The sequence below is a fragment of the Burkholderia sp. AU15512 genome, assembly GCF_002223325.1.
GTDB lineage: Bacteria > Pseudomonadota > Gammaproteobacteria > Burkholderiales > Burkholderiaceae > Burkholderia.
The window spans coordinates 1,190,411-1,210,299 of the sequence record NZ_NKEX01000008.1 but is presented as its reverse complement, the minus strand read 5'-3'; the positions used below and the strand labels follow the sequence as shown (position 1 = coordinate 1,210,299).

Genomic DNA, 19,889 nt, shown 5'->3' with positions numbered 1-19,889 from the left:
GCACCGATACGCGCAGGTCGCGGTTGTTCTTCAGCGCGATCTCGATCAGCCGCTGCAGGCGCGGATCCACGAAGAACTCGCGCCAGCCGATGGCGGTTGCAGCTTGCCCGTTCGCGCTGCGCGCGCCCGCCGCACCCGGCTGCGTCGCGTAGACGCCGCCGGCCGGGTACGCCTGCGCGACGGGTGCATCGGGCCGCTTGTAATGCGGCGCCATCGTGCAGCCCGTGGCGAAGAGCGCGACCGCCAGGGCGGCCGCGGTCGTAGTCAAAGCGTGTTTTTGCATCGTTACTGCCCCTTCGAATCGTGTGCGCCGTCGTGACCGCGCTGCAGGTCGCCCTGCACGAGACGCCATGCGTCGTCGACGTTTTCCGTCTCGCCGCTGAAGATCGCGCGAACCCGCACGAAGAACATGGGGATCATGAAGATCGCGAGGAACGTCGCCGTGATCATCCCGCCGATCACGCCCGTACCGATCGCGTGCTGGCTCGCCGAACCCGCGCCGTTGCTGATCGCGAGCGGCAGCACGCCGAGCATGAACGCGAGCGACGTCATCAGGATCGGACGCAGCCGCAGGCGCGCCGCCTCGATCGCCGCGCGCACCGGCCCCATGTTTCCGCCGGCCTGCAACTCGCGCGCGAACTCGACGATCAGGATCGCGTTCTTCGCGGACAGGCCCACGGTCGTCAGCAGGCCGACCTGGAAGAACACGTCGTTCTCGAGACCGCGCAGCATCGTCGCGAGCAGCGCGCCGACCACGCCGAGCGGCACCACCATGATCACCGAGAACGGTATCGACCAGCTTTCATACAGCGCCGCGAGACACAGGAACACGACGAGGATCGAGATCGCATACAGGATCGGCGCCTGCGAGCCGGACTGGATTTCCTGGAACGACAGGCCCGTCCACGAATAGCCGATACCTTCCGGCAGCTTGCTCGCGAGCGCTTCCATCGCCGCCATCGCCTGCCCGGTCGACTTGCCTTGCGCGGCCTGCCCCTGGATCTCGATCGACGACACGCCGTTGTAGCGTTCGAGCTTCGGCGAACCGTAGCTCCAGTGGCCGGTCGCGAACGCGCTGAACGGCACCATCCCGCCCGTGCTATTGCGCACGTACCAGATGTTCATGTCTTCCGGCGTCATCCGGAACGGCGCGTCCGACTGCACGTACACCTTCTTGATCCGGCCATCCGTATCCAGGAAGTTGTTCACGTACTGCGACGCCCACGCGATCGAGAACGTCTGGTCGATCGCGGCAGCCGTCACGCCGAGCGCGTTCGCCTTCTCGCGGTCGATGTCGACCTTGTACTGCGGCGTATCGTTCAGGCCATTCGGGCGCACGAGTGCCAGCGCGGGATCCTTCGCGGCCATCCCGAGCAACTGCCCGCGCGCGGCCATCAGCGCTTCGTGGCCGAGACCGGCGTTGTCCGTCAGCTCGAAGTCGAAGCCGGCAGCGGTGCCGAGTTCTGGAATCGACGGCGGGTTGAACGGGATCACCATCGCGTCCTTGTACTGCGCGTAGTGCGCGAACGTCCGGCCGATCAGCGCCTGCACCTTCTGGTCCGAACGCTGGCGATGCTCGTACGGTTTCAGCTTCACGAACACGAGACCGGCGTTCTGGCCGCGGCCTGCAAAGCTGAAGCCGTTGACCGTGAACACCGAGTCGACCACGTCCTTCTCGGTAGTGGTCAGGTACGTGTTGATGTTGTCGAGCGTCTTGCCGGTCGTTTCCTGCGTGGAGCCCGACGGCGTCTGCACGATCATGAACATGTAGCCCTGGTCTTCATCCGGCAGGAACGATTTCGGCAGGCGCACGAACATCACGCCGACCGCGACGAACACGGCCAGGTAGATCACGAGCCAGCGGCCCGAGCGCCGGATCACGTGGTTCACGCCGCTCGTGTAGCGATCGCGACTGCGGTCGAACGTCCGGTTGAACCAGCCGAAGAAGCCCTTCTTCTCTTCGTGATGCCCTTGCGGGATCGGCTTGAGGATCGTCGCACACAGGGCCGGCGTCAGAATCAACGCGACGAGTACCGACAGCACCATCGCCGACACGATCGTCAGCGAGAACTGACGATAGATCGCGCCGACCGACCCGCCGGAGAATGCCACCGGCACGAACACCGCCGACAGCACGAGCGCCACGCCGACGAGTGCGCCGGTGATCTGGCCCATCGCCTTGCGGGTCGCCTCCTTCGGTGACAGGCCCTCCTCCGCCATCACCCGCTCGACGTTCTCCACCACCACGATCGCATCGTCCACCAGCAGGCCGATCGCGAGCACGAGGCCGAACATCGACAGCGTGTTGATCGAAAAGCCGGCGACGCCCATGATCGCGAACGTACCAAGCAGCACGACCGGCACCGCGATCGTCGGGATGATCGTCGCCCGCAGGTTCTGCAGGAACAGGTACATCACGAGGAACACGAGCACGATACCTTCGAGCAGCGTCTTGACCACTTCCTCGATCGACAGGCGCACGAACGGCGTCGTGTCGTACGGGTAGTGCACGACGAGACCGTGCGGGAAGTACTTCGACAGCTCCTGGACCTTGGCCCGCAGCGCGGTGGCGGTCGCCAGCGCGTTCGCGCCGGTCGCGAGCTGGATGCCGAGGCCGGCCGTCGGCTGCCCCATGTACTTCGTGTCGAACGTGTAGTTCTCCGAACCCAGCGCCGCGCGGCCGACGTCCTTCAGACGCACCTGCGAACCGTCCTGGTTGACCTTCAGCAGGATGTTGCCGAACTGCTCGGGCGTGCGAAGCAGCGTCGATTCGGTGATCGTCGCCTGCAGCATCGTGCCCGGCTTCGCCGGCGTGCCGCCGATCTGCCCGCCCGCGATCTGCACGTTCTGCTGCGTGATCGCGGCCGACACGTCGGTCGGCGTGAGGCTGTAGTTGGTCAGCTTGACCGGGTCGAGCCAGATGCGCATCGAGAACTGCGAACCGAGCAGCAGCGTCTGGCCGACGCCGTTCACGCGGCTGAGCGGATCGAGCACGTGCGACGCCACGTAGTTCGTCAGGTCCTCCTTCGACATGCTGCCGTCGTCGGAGTTGAACGCGAACCACATCAGCCAGTTGCTGCTCGACTTCGTGACCTGCATGCCGAGCTGCTGCACGACCTGTGGCAGGTTCGGCGTCGCGAGCGACAGCTTGTTCTGCACCTGCACCTGCGCGACGTCCGGATTCGTGCCCGGCGAGAAGGTCAGCGTGATCGTCGCGTTGCCCGAATCATCGCTCGTCGACGACATGTACAGGAAGTTGTCGAGACCGCTCATCTGCTGCTCGATCACCTGCGTCACCGTGTCTTCCACCGTTTTCGCGGAGGCGCCCGGATAGTTCGCCTGGATCTGGATCGTCGGCGGGGCGATCGTCGGATACTGCGCGATCGGCATCTTGAAGATCGATGCGACGCCGGCCAGCATCAGCACGATCGCGATCACCCACGCAAAGATCGGGCGATCGATAAAGAACTTGGCCATGAAACGGACTCCTTGTTATTGCGCGGCCGACGCGGCGGTCGAACGCGCGGCAGCATGGGCGGCAGTGCTCGCCGGCGCGGCGCCGGACGCATTCGCGGCGCTTGCCGGTGTGCCGGACGCAGCGTCCGGCGCCGGTGCGAGCTGCGCCGAGACGGTCTTCACGGTCGCACCCGGGCGCACCTTGTCGACGCCCTGCACGATCACGTGATCGCCCGCTTGCAGACCGCCTTCGACGATCCAGTTCGGGCCGTACGTGCCGGCCGTCGTCAACGGACGTGTCTCGACCTTGTTGGCCGCGTTCACGACCAGTGCGATCGCCTGGCCCTTCTGGTCATGCGTGACGCCGATCTGCGGCACCAGGAACGCGTTCTCGTTCACGCCTTCCTCGATCCGGGCGCGCACGAACATGCCCGGCAGCAGTACGCGGCCCGGGTTCGGGAAGATCGCGCGAATCGTCACCGAGCCGGTGGTCTGGTCGACCGTCACGTCCGAGAACTGCAGCTTGCCGGCTTCCGAATAGGTCTTGCCGTCTTCCAGGATCAGCGACACCTTCGCGGCGCCCGGGCCGCTCGTCTTCAGGCGGCCGCTCTGCACGTCCTGGCGCAGCTTCAGCCCGTCGAGGCTCGACTGCGTGAGGTCGACGTACACCGGATCGAGCTGCTGCACCGTCGACATCAGCGTCGCCTGGCTCGCCTGCACGTATGCGCCCGGCGTCACCTGCGAGATGCCGACTCGGCCTGAAACCGGCGACACGACATCGGTATAGCCGAGGTTGATCTGCGCGGTATCGACCGCCGCCTTGCCGGCCGCGACGTCCGCCGCGGCCTGGCCTTGCGTGGCCACCGCGTTGTCGTAGTCCTGCTTGCTGACCGCGTTCGCGGCCACCAGCACCTTGTAGCGTGCGACCAGCGCGTTCTGCGTGACGAGGTTCGCCTGCGCCTTCGCGAGCGTCGCTTTCGCGCTGTTCAGCGCGGCGACGTACGGCGCCGGGTCGATCTTGTACAGACGCTGGCCGGCCTTGACGTCGGTGCCTTCGGTGAATTCACGACGCAGCACGATGCCGTCGACCCGCGCGCGCACCTGCGCGACCAGAAACGCGCTGGTGCGGCCCGGCAGTTCGGTGACCGCCGGCACGGCCTGCGGCTGGACGGTGACGATGCCGACTTCCGGCGTTTGCGGCGGCGGTGCCGATTCTTTTTTTCCGCACGCGGCCAGGAAAACGGCAGCCGTTGCAGCAGTGATTAAGCGGTATGGAACCCGTTCGACGCGCATGGAGCGACCTCTCGCAAATAGACGACCTTCAATGGGAATCACCAGATCTCCTCGTGACCTGCACGCGCGGCCGGAATGCTGTCGCTTCCTGTTTGCCGCGGATACGGTCACGTATTTCGGGCGTGCGTTGCGCCCTGCGGAGCGTTCGTTCGTCGAACTGCTTCCGTGGAAAAAACCATGAGCCCGCTGCCCTGGCGGGCGGGCATAGCCGCGGCTATCAAGCTGGCCGCTAGCTCGCCGGCTGGAACGCGGCGCCGGCGAATTCGATGAATGCCCGTGCGGCAGCCGGCAGATGCGCGGTGCGCGCATGCGCGAGCTTCAGCGTGACGGGCGCGAGCGGGCGAATCGGCGCGACGCGCACCAGCGTGCCGGCCACCAGATCGGCGTCGACGAGATACGCGGGCAGCACCGCGGCGCCCATGCCGGCCACAGCCAGTCGCCGTGCCATCTCGAGATGGCCGACACCCAAACTGCCGCCGGGCGCCGTGTCGGGTCGAAACGCAACCGCATCGTCATCGCCGGTCGCCGGCAGATCGAGCCGCACGGCCGTGATGTCCGGCCAGTCGCCCGACGCAGCCGCGCCGCCATGCGCGTCGACATAAGTCGGCGCCGCGATGCGCACGGATTCATAGGCGGCCAGCATGTGCAGCGCATGCGCACCGGTCACCGGCATGCCGTCGGTCAGAAACGCGACATCGATGTCTTCGGATGTCAGGTCGACATGGGCATCGGTCAGCGTGACGGTCGGCCGCACGTCCGGAAACCGGTTGACGAAACGATCGAGCAACGCACTCAACTGGCTGAGCCCGAACGCGACCGGCGAGGCAATGCGCAACGCGCCTTCCGGCTTGCTGCCCATCGCGACGAAGCGACCGTCGATCTCGTCGATCGCACCGAGAATCCGCTCGACGCGCGCGAGGTACAGCTCGCCGATTTCGGTCAGCGACTGGTGGCAGGTGCTGCGTTGAAGCAGGCGTGCGCCAAGACGCGTCTCGAGCGCATCGACCAGCCGGCTCGCCATCGCCGTCGACACGCGCAGCCGGGTCGCCGCCCGGCGAAAGCCGCCTTCCCTTGCCACCGTCACGAATGCCCGAATCGATTGAAGTTGGTCCATTTGTCCGGATTCCCCTGCGCGGTCGACTGCGTTGCCGCGCACCTCCGTCGCCGCATCGCGACCGACATGCAACGGCCCGGCCAATGCGGCTGCACCGACGCCAGCCACGCCGGGTCGGTCGGCACGCTCGCGCCAGACGCGAGCCGGCATGCAACGGACGCAAGCCGGCCTCGGCTGGCCCGATGCATGACTATTCGAATAGCAGTCCTGAGTCTTTTCCAGTGGTTCGCTACGGCAATGCCGGTGGTATCCCCCCGGCCATGCGACGGTCATACCCGTATCGCCGGAGCGCACTGGATCACGTTTGTTTCAGCAGGTGCAATGGTATGAAAACGGCCGGAAAATGGCTTGCCCGATCCTGCGATTGTTTTGCCTTAATTTCCGAATTTGTGCGCTGCACACCGCGCAGTGACCAGCGATGCGGCCACCGGCCATGCAGATCCGGATGATCGGGCTAATTTCCCACAGGTTTAGGCAATCACATGCGCGCGACTCGCCGTACGATGTGACCGCCGTGCCGGCACCCCTGCCGGGACACCAACCCGGAATCGCAGCCGCGCAGCTTGCACTGACCACTCCGCCATCCGCTCACGCACCATGGAAATCGACGCCCGAACGCCGCCGCTACAGCGCCTCACGCACGATCACGACTCGGGGTCGCCGGCGCGGTCGCCCACGGCCCGGCTCGCTGCGCTGATCGCCGCGTACGCGCCACATGACGGCACGTTCGAGCTCCCGGTACGGGGCATGCGTATCGGGCGGGCGTCCGCGTCGCCACCGCCCTGGAACCATGGCGTGCACCACGCGTGCCTGAGCATCGTCGGGCAAGGCGCGAAATCGACGCGGGTCGGCGATGACACCTACGTGACCGACGAATCGCGGATGATGGTCGCGACAGCGGACCTGCCCGTCACCGGCCGCGTGATACGCGCGAACCCGGCCGAGCCGTTCCTTTACGTGCAACTCGATCTCGACCCGGACCGCATCGCGGCACTCACGCCGCGCGTGTTTCCGCACGGGCTGCCGAAAGCCGCCGACTACAGCGCGCTCGACACGCACGATACGCCGCCTGAAATCGTCGACGCCGTCGTGCGCCTGATGCGGCTGATCGCGCAACCGGACGACATCGACCTGCTCGCGCCGCTGATCGTCGACGAGATCCTCATCCGGCTGCTGCGTGGCCCGTCGGGTGCACGCGTCGCGCAGGTCGGCCAGGCCGATTCGACGACGCAGCGCATCTCGCGCGCCGTCGCCTGGATACGCGACCACTACCTCGACCCGATGACGGTCGAATCGCTCGCGCGGCAAGTGGACATGAGCCCGTCGACCTTCCATCACCACTTCCGTGCGGTCACGTCGATGAGCCCGTTGCAATGCCAGAAGGTATTGCGGCTGCAGGAGGCACGCCGCCTGATGTGCCTGTCGGCAATGGATGCGCGGCAGGCGTGCCGCAGTGTCGGCTATGTGAGCGCGTCGCAGTTCAGCCGCGAATACGCGCGCCTGTTCGGCGATGCGCCGGGCCGCGATGTGCTGAAGCTGCGCGACGAAGTGGTGCCGTTATCGCGCGTCGCGCCGTAGGCCGGCTGGACATCTGCCCGATTGCGGACGGTGTGGCATAGCCATTCCGCCGTTGAGCGGTTGCCTGGCCGGCTGGACAGTCAAGCGAGCGCGGGTGGCGCGGCCAGACTGACGTCGACGCGTTTCGGCAGGACGCCAGTCTGGTAGAACACATCGGCGATGCGCTGCTGATACGCGAGCGTGTCGCGCGTGACGGGCTCGACACCGAAGCGCGCGCGGCGAAATGCGAGCGCCACCGCCGGCTCCGGAATCCCCCACAGCTTCGAGAACTCGGCCGCACCCTGCGCGCGGTTCGCATCGAGCCATCGCTGGACCGTCGTCAATTCCGACACGGTTGCGTCCAGCACGTCGGCGTTACGCTGCGCATAGGTGCGCGACGCAAAGTAATAGCTGCGATTCTCGACGAGCCCGGTGCCGTCCGCGACGATGCGCGCGCCGAACGCCTGCTGGACCACCGCGAGAAACGGATCCCAGATGATCCATGCATCGACCGAGCGGTTCTCGAACGCGGCCCGCGCGTCGGACGGCGACAACCAGACTGGCGAAATGTCGGTGTAATTGAGCTTCGCCGACTGCAGCAGCCGAACCAGCAGGAAGTGCGTGTTCGATCCCTTCACCAGCGCGATGCGCTTGCCGCGCAGGTCCGCGAAGGTCTTCACCGGCGAATCCTTCGCGACCACCAATGCCTCGGCCGCGGGGCCGGCCGGCGTTTGCGCGTAATAGACGAGCGGAGCGCCGGCCGCGAGCGCGAAGATCGGCGGTGCCTCACCGACGTCGCCGAAGTCGATCGATCCCGCGTTCAGTGCCTCGAGCTGCGGCGGCCCCGACGGAAACTCGGTCCACGTGACGGTCACGCCGAGAGTCGCAAGCTTGCTCTGCAGCGTACCGCGTGCCTTCAACAGGCTGAGCGGTCCTTTCTGATAGCCGATGCGCAACGTACGCGCGCCGGCGGCGCTCGCCAGCGCGAAGCCCGGATGCGCGGCGGCGCCCGCCGCGATCGCCAGGCCGGCATGCAGGAGCCGGCGGCGGGTTGTGGAGTGTTGGTCTGCCATGTCGTATCGGGTTCGATGAAGAGGATGCCGCTTCGCGCACGCATGCGATGAAGCCGGTCGAACCGATTCTAGGGGGTTGGCGCCACGCACCGAACCAACGATGTTCGATATCGAAAGCAAGCGCTTTCATAAGGGCACGCCGGTCATCCGGGCGTCATTGCCCGGGTCGGTCGTGGGGATGCGGCCGATATCCGCGTTAAATACAGGACTGCGTATTATTGGTGCGATCGACGCGCAACGTCGTACTCACATGCGGAAGGTTCGACTTCAGGACTTGCAGGAAGCGGCCAGCGCAGCCTCGTCGGCCGCCAGCAACTCTGGCACGCATTCGCGCAGGAAATCGACGAACGTGCGGATCTTCGCGTCGAGATACTGACGCGACGCGTACAGCGTATAGACCGTCAGCTTCTGCAACCGGTAGTCGGGCAGCACGCGCACCAGCGCGCCGCTCGCGAGCCCGGGCAGGGCGGCCGACATCGGCAGCGAACCGATGCCGAGTCCGGCACGCAACGCGGCGCCGAGCGCATCGGCGATGTTCACCTGGAAATCCGGCAATGGCAGTTCGAACGTTTCGCGTCCGTTGGGGCCATCGAGATGCCAACGGTCGCGCGGAAAGAGCGGCGTGACGATCTGCAGGCACGCATGCCCGTCGAGGTCGCTCACCGTGTGCGGCGTGCCGCGCGCCTTCAGGTATGCGGGTGACGCGCACAGCACGCTGCCCACCTCGCCGAGCCGCTGCGACACGAGCCCGGAATCGGGCAACTCGGTCGTGCTCAACTGCAGCGAAACGTCGTAGCCTTCGTCGATGATGTCGGGCACATGCTGCGACAGCGTCAGTTCGACCGCCACCGACGGATAGCGCTCACGGTAGCGCACGACTGCGGGCACCACGTAGGACTGGCCAAAACTCGTCGTCGCGTGAACGTGCAGCCGTCCCGACGGCTTTGCCTGTGCGTCGGCCGCCTCGGCTTCCGCTTCGTCGATATAACCGAGGATGCGCTGGCAGCGGTCGAGATAGCGCTGCCCGGCGTCGGTCAGCGCGATGCGGCGCGTGCTGCGGTTGAGCAGGCGCGTGCGCAGGTGCGTTTCGAGCTGCGCGACCGACCGCGATGCGTAAGCCGTCGTGATATCCAGGCGCTGGGCTGCGCTCGTGAAGCTGCCCTCTTCCGCCACCCGGACGAAAATGCGCATCATCTGTAACGTGTCCATCGACCTGTCCCCGGGATTGAGATCACGTCGCGCCACCGCGCGGCCATGGTGCCGGCAGCGCCGGCGCAGGCCGGTCTGGCGCGAATTGTGCGGAACAGTACAGCAGCAGTGCAGACGTGTCCAGTTCGCCGTATGCGGCGTGATCCGGACGCTGAATCGTGTCGCCGAGCCGTCGTGCGCACGGTGTATGGACCGCGCGCATACGCGCCCCGTCGCACCGGCACACGACCGGCATCGGATCGGCAAAAACTACCCGGCAACCCCGATTCCGCCGCGCGATTCACGGCATGTACGACGCATCAGGCGCCGGCGGCCGCATCGAACGGATGACGCAACACGATCGTGTCGTCGCGCTCCGCGCCGGTCGTGATCATCGATACCGGTGCGCCGGCGACCGCTTCGACGCGCGCTATGAAATCCTGCGCGGCGCGCGGCAGCGCCGCACGTTCACGTACTCCCTTCACGGTGCCGCGCCAGCCGTCGAACCGCTCGTACACCGGCTTGGCGCGCGACTGTGCATCGAGGCTCGCCGGCAGATGATCGACCCGCACGCCATCGAGTTCGTAGCCGACGCACAGCTCGATCGACTCGAAACCGTCGAGCACGTCGAGCTTGGTGAGCGCCAGCGAATCGATACCCGAGATCCTGACGGCCTGACGCAATTGCGCGGCGTCGAGCCATCCGCAGCGGCGCGGCCGGCCGGTATTCACGCCGAACTCCTGCCCGCGCGCGCGCAGCGTTTCGCCGGTCGCGTCGGACAGCTCGGTAAGGAACGGGCCGCCGCCGACCCGCGTCGCATACGCCTTCGTGACGCCCAGCACGTGGCCGAGCTTCGACGCACCGAGCCCTGTACCGGCCGCCGCCGCCGACGCAACGGTGCCGGACGACGTCACGAACGGGTACGTGCCCCAGTCGATATCCAGCATCACGGCTTGAGACCCTTCGAACAGGATGCGCTCGCCGCGGTCGGTCGCGTCGTTGAGATCGGCCCAGACGGGGCGCACGAACGGCAGGATCCGCGGCGCAAGGTCGACCAGCGTCGCCAGCATCGCGTCGCGGGAGTATTCGTCGAGCCCCAGCCCGCGGAACCACGCGTTGTGATGGTCGACGAGCACATCCAGTTTGGCGGCGAGCTGGCCCGGTTCCGCGAGATCGCCGACCCGCAGCCCGCGACGCCCGACCTTGTCCTCGTAGGCCGGCCCGATCCCGCGCAGCGTGGTGCCGATCGGCTCGCGGCGCAGACGCTCCTGAGCCTGGTCGATCGCGCGGTGGATCGGCAGCACCAGTGTTGCGTTCTCGGCAATCGACAGGTTATCCGGCGTCACCGGCAGCCCGAGCTCGGCCATCCGCCCGATTTCCGCGAGCAGCGCTTCCGGATCGAGCGCCACGCCGTTGCCGATCACGCCGCGCTTGCCGCGCACGACACCGCTCGGCAGCAGCGCAAGCTTGTACGTCTTGCCGCCCACGACCAGCGTATGACCCGCGTTGTGGCCGCCGTTGTAGCGTGCAACGAGATCGGCCTGTGCCGCCAGCCAGTCCACGACGCGCCCCTTGCCTTCGTCGCCCCATTGGGCGCCCACGACCACCACGTTCGGCATGCTCCGTACTCCATGTGAGAAATTCAGACAATCGTTCGGCCGAGCCGGACGTTTGTGTGCCATATTGGCGGAGCTTGAGTACCCGATCAAACGATTAAACCTGAACCATCGTGTGAGTAAAACTCACGCGAACGATGTAATGGCCCGACGACTCCCTCCGCTGAATTCGCTGCGTGCGTTCGAAGCCGCCGCGCGCCTCGGCAGCTTCACGCTGGCCGCCGACGAACTGTGCGTGACCCACGGCGCGATCAGCCGGCACGTGCAACAGCTGGAAGCCTGGCTCGGGCGGCCGCTGTTCGAACGCCATAACCGGCGGGTCGAACTGACCGACCCGGGCCGCGCGTATCTCGCCGAGGTCGGCGCGTCGTTCGACCGAATCGCGCTCGCCACCGCGCAGCATTTCGGCCACGCGCAGCAGCGCGTGTTGCGCGTCAGCGCACCCGCGACGTTTTCGTTGCGCTGGCTGGTGCCGAAGCTGTCGTCGTTCCAGGTCGCCCATCCGGCCATCGAGGTGCGGCTGTCGACGTCGAACGAGCCGATCGACAAACTGCGCGACAAGGTCGATCTGATCGTTCGCGGCGGCCCGCAGGCCATCGACGGTTACGTTGCCGAGGAATTCCTGTCCGAAGTCCGCCTGCCGGTGTGTGCGCCGAAGCTGCTGGAGGGCCGGCCGTTGCATACGCCTGCCGACCTGGCCGGCTTCACGCTGCTGCACGCCGCCACCTATCCCGGCATGTGGCCTGAATGGCTCGCGGCAGCCGGACAGCCGAATCTCGTGACACGTCACTCGCTGACGCTCGAGCATTTCTACCTGACGCTGCAAGGCGCGCTCGACGGGCTCGGCGTCGCGATGGGTCCGATCGCGCTCGTCGCAGACGACATCGCAGAGGGGCGGCTGGTACAGCCGTTCAGCGAACCGGCACTGCCGCCGTGGCGCTATTTCACGTACGTGGCCTCGGCACGCGCGAACGACGATGCGGTGCGGGCATTCAAGGAATGGTTGAAGGTGGCGGGAAATACGGCCGCGATGGGCGTGCGGAACTGACTGTGTCGGTGTGCGGAGCGCGCGCGCCGAGACAGACAGGAATGCGAAACAAATAACGCAAGCGCCTGGATCGCGTTTGCCTTCGTCGGTGCCGGGAATGCTGTTTTCGATGTGCGCCGCGGAGCCGCGACGCACGCGGCAAGCCGCGGATCGAACCGTGGCTTGCCGCCGGACGGCGCTTACTGACTAGCGCCGGCGGCTTTCTTCTCCGCGTTCTGCAGGTTCTGCGGATAGTTCGGATCATTGGCCGCGGGCTTGTAACCGGCGTCTTCGAGTTTCTTCAGCTCGGCGTTGTTCTTCGCACGCGCTGCCTTGTGCTCTGCCTTGCGTTGGGCCCGGGCCGCCTTGCGTGCCTGGCTCTTCGCTGCCTTCGCGTCCTGTGCCGCGGGTGCGCTGGCGTCGGTCTGCGCAAACGCAGGAACTGCCGAGCCGAACAGGAACGCGGCTGCGGTAGCAGCCAGCGTGAGTTTTCTGATCTGGATTTGCATCGCTGAACTCTCTTTTCTGGTTTATCACGGATTGAAAGACCATCGAGATACCGCCCCAGCCCCGATCGGTTGTCATGCCGCGTTCGGGACCTGTGCATCATAACCGCGCCGCGAAAAATGTGGCGCCAACGTGGGAATGGAATTGGGGATACACGTATGGGAGAAAACGTGGATGCCGGTCGGCGGTCACGGACACGACGAACTGTGTCGCTCGTATCGTTGCGTGTGCCGATCGCGCTGCGGCGGCAACAGGAAGCGGTCGATGTACGCGCGATTCAGCGACGAGGATGGGCGATGTACGCGCGGCACAGTGCGAGGTGAAATAGCCAGGACTGTTTCATAGGTGGTGTCGCCGGCATGCTCACGTCTGATGTGACGGTTATCAGGCCAGTCGCGATCACAGCATCAGCAGTCGAACTGTGTGCCGCGTTGCCGATCGACGCGGCTCAAGCGGCGGTTCCTCCCATAAACGACCACGATTCGGTTTTGCAGCGATCAAGGCATGCACGATTGCATCGCCACGGCGCGCAGCATTCGATCCGGCAACCCATCGCCGCACTGTGATGCCGAGCGTCACCTGAACCGGTACAACGCGTCACCGCGTGGTCCTGTGGTCTGTATGACGAATGGTGTGAACACATTGCGTGCGGTGAATACATCGGAGGCATTCACTTCACGGCTGCGCCGACGGTGCCGCACTGACGTCGCGGCGCTCGGCTGGTGACCGTGGCACGTTGGGTTGCGGTGTCGCGGCCACGCTTGTGAACCGTCCGATTCTGCTCAGGAACGCATCGCGCAACGTGCGCGCGCCTCAGGCTTTTCATTCCGCAGCCTGGGTTGCCCGGCATCCCAGACGGGTGTCGGTGCCTGCACAGCATGCCGATTCCCGGTGCCTTGCCTGGTTGGTGAGCTTTTACAGGATTCGAAACTGTCGGAAGGTGAGCATTTTCGGGATCATCGCTCGAATTCGATTATGGTGAGCTGCGTGGTCGCCCGCATCTTCACGTTGTTCGCGACGTGCGGTAGATCGACCCAGGAGCCGGCGATGCGTGCCGACAGCGCGACCACCCGGTTCATCTGCGGGAAGCCGTTCCAGGGCCTCTCCTTGCGAGCGTGGCGCACAGCATCGAAATTGGGTTGATGGCGCCAAAGGTAGAAAGTTGGAAGACCCCGAGGCTGCCAAGCGAATGACACCTATTCCCTCGGTACACGGTCCACAGGCTAAATTTGACGAGAGACGCGCGCGCGAATGGAAAAACTTGTCCATGGACAGCGAAGCATGAGTGCAAAAAAACCCTTCGGCTGTCGTCCGGGATGATTTCAAACTGCTGTGAACGAAACCAGAGAGATTCGTGTTTCCGGATCGTTGATCTGTTTTGCGGGTCGACAACGGGCGCCGTCGAGGTCTCGGAGCCGCTTTTTTGATCCCATAAATGGGAACCTGTGCTCGGTAGCGAGGTTTTCTTCCCGTTTTTTTCCCATAGGTTTCTACGTTTCAAGCTCATGTGAGTGTGTACTCACCTCTTCCAGGAGCCTTGTCGGGCCTGAAGCCTGTGTAGAACAGGGCGCCAAGTCATTGTTTTCAGGTGTGAATCGAAGGTTTGAGATGCCAGGCACACCATAGACGGCTCCCATTGGTAGCGGTTTATGGGGTTCGTCTTTCTGTGGAAGCGCACGTGTGTTTACATCTTTTGTAAACCACGTTTACTTCTTTAACTACTTTTAGACGGCTCACAGCCTTATCTGACAAGGGTTTGAGGGGTGTTCGGTACCCATTTATGGGAGCACAGGTGTAAGGGCTTGGGAGTTAAGGTCTGTGGATTTGGGGATTCGGGTACCGCGTTGTGGGGAATCGGGGTTGTGGATATGGGGCAAGCGTACCCGGTTATGGGAAATTGACCCGGAAACGCGTTGGGTAGTCGTCTATGGGGATGCCTGTGGGTAGCCTTTTATGGGGCGCCTTTGAGGATCCGTGAACGCCGGGTCGCACAGTGATTTTTCTTGGGTAGCCGGTTATGGGGCACCTCAAAGGTAGCCAGTTATGGGTCACATTTGAGGCAGCTCGATTGCCTTTCTCCAGGATTTCCTGTGGCGGTCTCCCATAGACAGGATCGATGGGACCGACAGGTAACCTTTTATGGGGAAAACAATGGGTTGCCGTTTATGGGAGCGATGGTTGCCTTTCGGGCTGAAATCAGTGCAGCCAACGCAGCCGGAGCCTGTCGTTAGGTACCCTCCTGTGGGAATCGGTGAAGGTAGCAGGTTATGGGAAGAAAGTCGGTCTGTGCTGCAGGGCACCACGAATTTGTCCCACGATCCCGATTCTCGGCATTTGCTTCCCATGGATGGTTACCTTGCCAAGGGCAAATCTCATGCCGGGTTTCCACGTCCGGACATGAAAGGTAGCGGCTTGTGGGAAGCATTTTTGTCGAAAGGTAGCTGGATATGGGGTCCCGCACAACTCTTCTGGTTGCAAATTTTCCTTTTATATCTGCAGGTTAGCGGAGATAGTGCAAGTAAAGCCGGAACAAGGACGTTGCTCCTCGGCGGGAAAAGGTATAAAGTCCGCTCTCAACAAGGTCACCTTATCCGGACATTACGATGCCGCGCAAGCCCGCAAGCAAAGGCTCAGACAAACAGGTTTCACTGTTTCAGACACCCGAGCCTCCCGACTTGCTGCGCAAGGCGGTCCAGGCGATTCATATCGCGCCCAAGTCCGGGAAGATCGGCCTGCAGCAGCGCAAGATGTTCAGCTCGCTGATCAAGAACGCGCTTCGACAGGAGGCGTTCGAGCCAGGCCGGACGAGCTTCTCGATTTCGCTTGCGTCGCTTTCGCACGAGAGCGGGTTGAACAGCAACAATACGAAGTACGTGAAGGACACGGTCAACTCGTTGATCAGTACCGTCGTCAACTGGGACTATCTGGCCGCGGATCGGTCGACCGTCTGGAAAGCGTCGGGCCTGCTCGCCGGCGCGGAGCTCGAGCAATCGGTGCTGAAGTACAGCTTCTCCGACCAGATTCGCAGCGAGTTGCTCAACCCCGAGATCTACGCACTGATCGATATGCGGATCGCCCGCGAGTTCCGGCGGTCGCACTCGCTCGCGTTGTGGGAAAACACGGTGCGCTACGAGGGGATCGGCATCACCGCGAAGATCCCGCTGCCGAAATTTCGTGACCTCATTCTCGGCCAGGACAAGGCGTCGCAGTCGTACAAGGAATACAAGCTGTTCAAGAGCAAGGTCCTGGTGCCGTGCATTCAGGAGGTGAACGAAGTTTCGGATCACACGCTCGAGTTGATCGAACACAAGTCTGGCCGGAGCGTGGAGGCGGTTCAGTTCAAGGTGACGCGCAAGCAGAGCACCGATACGGTGGAGGATGGCGACGTCAAGAACGAAGCGCTGGTCGAGGAGGTCGCCAAGTTCGGCATCCCGCGCTCGGAAGCGCGCCGGCTGATTACGCAATATGGCGTGCAGCGCATCAAGGCGGCGATTGCCTATACGCTCAATCGGACTACGAAGAAGAATGCGGCCCCGGTCGACAATGTGGCCGCGTATTTCCGCAAGGCGCTGACGCACGGCTACACGCTGTCCGACGGGCAGGGAACGGAAGCGGCGGCTCCGGCGAAGGAATCCGCGCAGAGCAAGCAGGAACAGATTCGCGACAAATATCTGGCGGCGAAGGTCGAGGAAGCCGGCGCGTATTTCCGCGAACTGGAGATCGACGACCAGACCAAGCTGATCGAGCGTTACAACGAGACGGTGGCAGGCTCGAAGGACCTGACGCTGTCGCCGAAGAAGAAGGCGAGCAAGCTCGCGCAGACCAGCTTCTTCCGGTGGCTCGCGCTGGATACGTGGGGCGAACCGACTTCGGACGACTTGCTGGAATTCCTGCTGAAAAGCAGTCTCGCCGGCAACTGAACCAGGCCTCGCAGACGGATGTGTGTCGCGCGCCGGACGTCGTCGTCCGGCTTCGCGGTGCACCGCGGATGCGAGGCCTTCTGCTTTTCGCGCGTTACTGTTGCGTGGCCGTTGCCAGTTCGGCAACGTACGCATCGATGACGGTCTTGAGCTTGTCGGCGAGCGCTTCCTGATGCGATGCGTCGACGCCCTTGAGCTGCAGATCCAGACGTCCGTCCGGATAGGTTTTCAACTGGCCGATCGCTCGCGATTCGAGCGCGAAGTCATGGCGAACGCTGTAACGCGTACGTCCCGCTTTCTTGCTGCCGTCGCTTTGTGCACGCAGGAAATTCTCCAGATCACGAACCGACTTTTTCCGGTCGATCACGGCCGTCAACAGCCGGTCGGCAGTCGGCTCGCCCAGGCGTTCGAAGATCAGCTTCAGGAAGTACGCCGCCTGCAGGCCGACCACGTCGTTCGCGCTAGCCATCCGCTCCAGGAGTGTGTTCGGGAGTGCGTTGAGCGACAGCGTCTTGCTGATCGATGCCTTGTCCTTGCCGATCTTTTCCGCCAGCGTGTTCTGGTCGGAAAAGACTTTCTCGTCGAGGAGACGCTTCCACGCGACCGCATCGTCGAAGATCGTCTGGCGTTCGTGGTCGTGGTTCGCGCGATACGCGATCGTGTAGAGCTGCTCCGGCGTGTGATCCGTGCGGAACGTGGCGTTGATGGTTTCATCGCCGTTGATGCTCGTCGCGCGGAGCCGGCGTTGCCCGTCGATCACCACGAGCTTGCCGGGAAACTCCGGGAGCCGCGTAACCTTGATCGGCTCGATCTGCCCTTCCCGTTTCAGTGTCAGGGCGAGCTCGTGCAGGCTCGACTCCGAGTAGAACACGCGCGGGTTGAACGGGTTCGGAATGCAATCCTTGACCAATACCTTCTGAGGCGCGCCAAGATCCGGTGCGCTGGCCGGCGTGGCCGCGGCCGGAGCGCCGGCGGGTGCCGTTTCGCCGACGACGTTCGGTGCAGCCGCCGGTTCGGGCAGCCGCGTTTCGAGCGCCGCATTCTCCTGCGCGAGTCCGCGCAGCAGGCCGGCTGCGAGATGCAGGTTGCCGGTCGGCTTCTTGTCTTTCGATGTGTCCTTAGCCATGGGCGGCTCCGGTAGCGCGCGTCGACGCGATGTATTGGGCCATTTCCGTGACCAGCTTTTCGATTTCCGCACGGGCTTCTTTCAGGCCCTTCAGATAACGATTGTGGTGATGGATCGTGGTGCCGAGCGCAAACGTCTGACGGTAGACCTCGCGCTGCGCGATCTGGCTGTCGAGCAGATGCTCCCCTATTTCTTCAGCTCTTAGAATTTTTAAAATTTCTTCACGCATTTTAGTTTTTCCATTAACGCTATTCAGCATTAATGCGGAAGAAAGATTCGGGTTACGGACGGCTCGCATCGACTCGATCATGCGGATCATCGCGACCGTGCTGTAGAGATCGGCTGGCGACGGTGACAGCGGCACGAGGCAAAAGTCGGCGACTTCGAGTACGGAGGCGATTCGCGGGTCTTCGAGGTTGCCAGGACAGTCGACCACGATCACGTCGAAGTTCGCGTCCTGTTTCTTGATCTCGCCGCCGATGCCGCGACCGGCAGGGGCCAGAGAGAGAACCGTCATCGGCAGCGTGTTCTCGCCGCTCGTCACCCACCGGACGGACGTTCCTTGAGGGTCGGCATCGATCAGCGCGACCTTGTTGCCGCCGGCTTCGAATGCGGCGGCGATATTGACGGAGATGGTTGTCTTTCCAGTCCCACCTTTTTGATTACTGACGGCGATCTTGAAAGCCATTAAATTCCTCCACGGAGTTTTGCGTAATATATGCAGTTATTGAAAAAATGTCCAGAAAAGCCTTCGATGCGATGTATGCCTTAAGGATCGATGTGGTTGTCACGTGACAAGTGGGCCAAACGGCCAATGAGTCAGTCGTGATTGATGATCGAGTAAAAATAAAATAGACGACCGAGATCGAAAAGTACGTACGAAGATCGAGAAAAATTCGATAGATCTCGATGTCGATGGCTGCGTTGGCAAATGGAGATGAAGACGGGGCGCTTGATGTCGCGGTGTTCGCGGTAAAAATCACCACGGTTTCCGCTAGTCAGTTCATGGGCGTCGAAAGGAATCTTGGTTGTCACGTGACAAGTAGCGGGATTCGGTCCTTCTCAACGTAGTCCGGCGCCAGAAAATCTCTCCTTCGATTGCACTTAAAGCTATGGCGAGATCATTCGACGCTCGAAATCTCCCTTTAGGTTTTTGGCATGACTGTTTCCGGCACGATGAGTTGTCACGTGACAATCGGTGCGGTGCGGTGCGGTGCGGTGCGGTGCGGTGCGGTGCGGTGCGGTGCGGTGCGGTGCGGTGCGGTGCGGTGCGGTGCGGTGCGGTGCGGTGCGGTGCGGTGCGGCAGGTCGCGTCGGTGCCGAATCGCCCCCAGGACGAGTTGTGATCGGACTTCATAGAACATGGGCGCGTGGATCGCCAAAGAAGAGATTCGCATCGCGATCTCGTCGCGACATGCAGTTTCCTGGGTGAACTGGCTGGGGCGTTGTCACGTGACAACTGAAGTGTTGTATCGGGGAAATTGCGTGTCGAAGCGGCGGGTTGCGCCGCGTGTCGGGGGCGCCTATGTCGAAAAGCCTTAGTCACCAATTGGTCTGCAGGCACGAGGGCTCCATCGCTGACTATTTGCAATCGCGTACCAGAAGAAAGGCGCTGGTCAGCTTGCTGGGTCGCGCCTACGAGTGAGTGTCATTGATGCTATTGATATGACCCTATTTACTTGAGGCGGTCAGACCAACATTGCGCGCGTATTGTCCGGAAGGGGAGGGTGCGGGCTTTGCCGCGCGTACCCATGAGTTACGTAACCAGTACAGTCGAGAGCTTCTGCTCGGCAACTATGCAAATGAGGCTCCAATTTGTGACGAACCGCAGTGTTGATGGCCACCTAACAACTCAAACGGGCCGGATCGTGAAACATTTCCAAGGAATTCGGTGTTCGCGGAAATCCTTATCCGGCAATGGGTTGCGCTATATTCTTCATGTTGTTTCACGCCAAATCGGCAAGATTAACCTTGTAAATAGGGGCGTATGGCCATTTCGCACTCTTCGAGCA

13 protein-coding genes and 1 pseudogene are annotated in these 19,889 nt (G+C 63.3%); 3 read left to right on the top strand and 11 right to left on the bottom strand.

Annotated elements, in window-relative coordinates:
* The 4 genes and pseudogenes from CFB43_RS37370 to CFB43_RS37355 form a co-directional block, all read right to left on the bottom strand.
* Positions 1 to 283: pseudogene (locus CFB43_RS37370) on the bottom strand (multidrug transporter); the annotation flags it as partial.
* 2 nt (positions 284 to 285) lie between these two features.
* Positions 286 to 3,477, bottom strand: coding sequence for an efflux RND transporter permease subunit (locus CFB43_RS37365; RefSeq protein WP_089499029.1), 3,192 nt, complete (start codon positions 3,475 to 3,477; stop codon positions 286 to 288).
* 15 nt (positions 3,478 to 3,492) lie between these two features.
* Complete coding sequence (locus tag CFB43_RS37360; protein WP_089499028.1) at positions 3,493 to 4,749, bottom strand: efflux RND transporter periplasmic adaptor subunit; 1,257 nt, start codon at positions 4,747 to 4,749, stop codon at positions 3,493 to 3,495.
* Between the two features lie 229 nt (positions 4,750 to 4,978).
* On the bottom strand, positions 4,979 to 5,863 hold the full coding sequence (locus CFB43_RS37355) for a LysR family transcriptional regulator (protein ID WP_089499027.1): 885 nt from the start codon (positions 5,861 to 5,863) through the stop codon (positions 4,979 to 4,981).
* Between the two features lie 597 nt (positions 5,864 to 6,460).
* On the opposite strand from CFB43_RS37355, the gene CFB43_RS37350 reads away from it, so the two are divergent.
* Positions 6,461 to 7,441, top strand: a complete 981-nt coding sequence (locus tag CFB43_RS37350; protein ID WP_089499026.1) for an AraC family transcriptional regulator — start codon at positions 6,461 to 6,463, stop codon at positions 7,439 to 7,441.
* 80 nt (positions 7,442 to 7,521) lie between these two features.
* Here CFB43_RS37350 and CFB43_RS37345 read toward each other — a convergent pair whose 3' ends face one another.
* The 3 genes from CFB43_RS37345 to CFB43_RS37325 form a co-directional block, all read right to left on the bottom strand.
* On the bottom strand, positions 7,522 to 8,493 hold the full coding sequence (locus CFB43_RS37345; RefSeq protein WP_089499025.1) for a sulfonate ABC transporter substrate-binding protein: 972 nt from the start codon (positions 8,491 to 8,493) through the stop codon (positions 7,522 to 7,524).
* 267 nt (positions 8,494 to 8,760) lie between these two features.
* Complete coding sequence (locus tag CFB43_RS37335) at positions 8,761 to 9,702, bottom strand: LysR family transcriptional regulator (protein ID WP_089430038.1); 942 nt, start codon at positions 9,700 to 9,702, stop codon at positions 8,761 to 8,763.
* 299 nt (positions 9,703 to 10,001) lie between these two features.
* Positions 10,002 to 11,300: an adenylosuccinate synthase gene (locus tag CFB43_RS37325; protein ID WP_089499023.1), complete on the bottom strand. Its 1,299-nt coding sequence runs from the start codon at positions 11,298 to 11,300 to the stop codon at positions 10,002 to 10,004.
* A gap of 139 nt (positions 11,301 to 11,439) precedes the next feature.
* Between CFB43_RS37325 and gcvA the strand changes: the two genes are divergently transcribed.
* Entirely contained in the window at positions 11,440 to 12,345 is a 906-nt protein-coding gene (gene gcvA, locus CFB43_RS37320; RefSeq protein ID WP_089499022.1) for a transcriptional regulator GcvA, read from the top strand.
* Between the two features lie 179 nt (positions 12,346 to 12,524).
* On the opposite strand, the gene CFB43_RS37315 is transcribed toward gcvA, so the two are convergent.
* Together CFB43_RS37315 and CFB43_RS39110 are read right to left on the bottom strand one after the other, a co-directional pair.
* Positions 12,525 to 12,833 (bottom strand): hypothetical protein, encoded by a 309-nt coding sequence (locus CFB43_RS37315; protein ID WP_046547226.1) that lies wholly within the window; start codon positions 12,831 to 12,833, stop codon positions 12,525 to 12,527.
* Between the two features lie 954 nt (positions 12,834 to 13,787).
* Complete coding sequence (locus tag CFB43_RS39110; protein WP_256990214.1) at positions 13,788 to 13,910, bottom strand: hypothetical protein; 123 nt, start codon at positions 13,908 to 13,910, stop codon at positions 13,788 to 13,790.
* A 1,524-nt stretch (positions 13,911 to 15,434) separates the two neighbouring features.
* Here CFB43_RS39110 and CFB43_RS37310 point away from each other — a divergent pair.
* Positions 15,435 to 16,751: a replication initiation protein gene (locus tag CFB43_RS37310; RefSeq protein WP_039369202.1), complete on the top strand. Its 1,317-nt coding sequence runs from the start codon at positions 15,435 to 15,437 to the stop codon at positions 16,749 to 16,751.
* A gap of 94 nt (positions 16,752 to 16,845) precedes the next feature.
* On the opposite strand, the gene CFB43_RS37305 is transcribed toward CFB43_RS37310, so the two are convergent.
* Positions 16,846 to 17,877: a ParB/RepB/Spo0J family partition protein gene (locus CFB43_RS37305; protein ID WP_089499021.1), complete on the bottom strand. Its 1,032-nt coding sequence runs from the start codon at positions 17,875 to 17,877 to the stop codon at positions 16,846 to 16,848.
* A complete protein-coding gene (locus tag CFB43_RS37300; protein ID WP_031398033.1) occupies positions 17,870 to 18,565 on the bottom strand; it encodes a ParA family protein in 696 nt (231 codons plus the stop codon). Before CFB43_RS37300 ends, CFB43_RS37305 begins: the two co-directional genes overlap by 8 nt.
* Positions 18,566 to 19,889 lie beyond the last annotated feature (1,324 nt).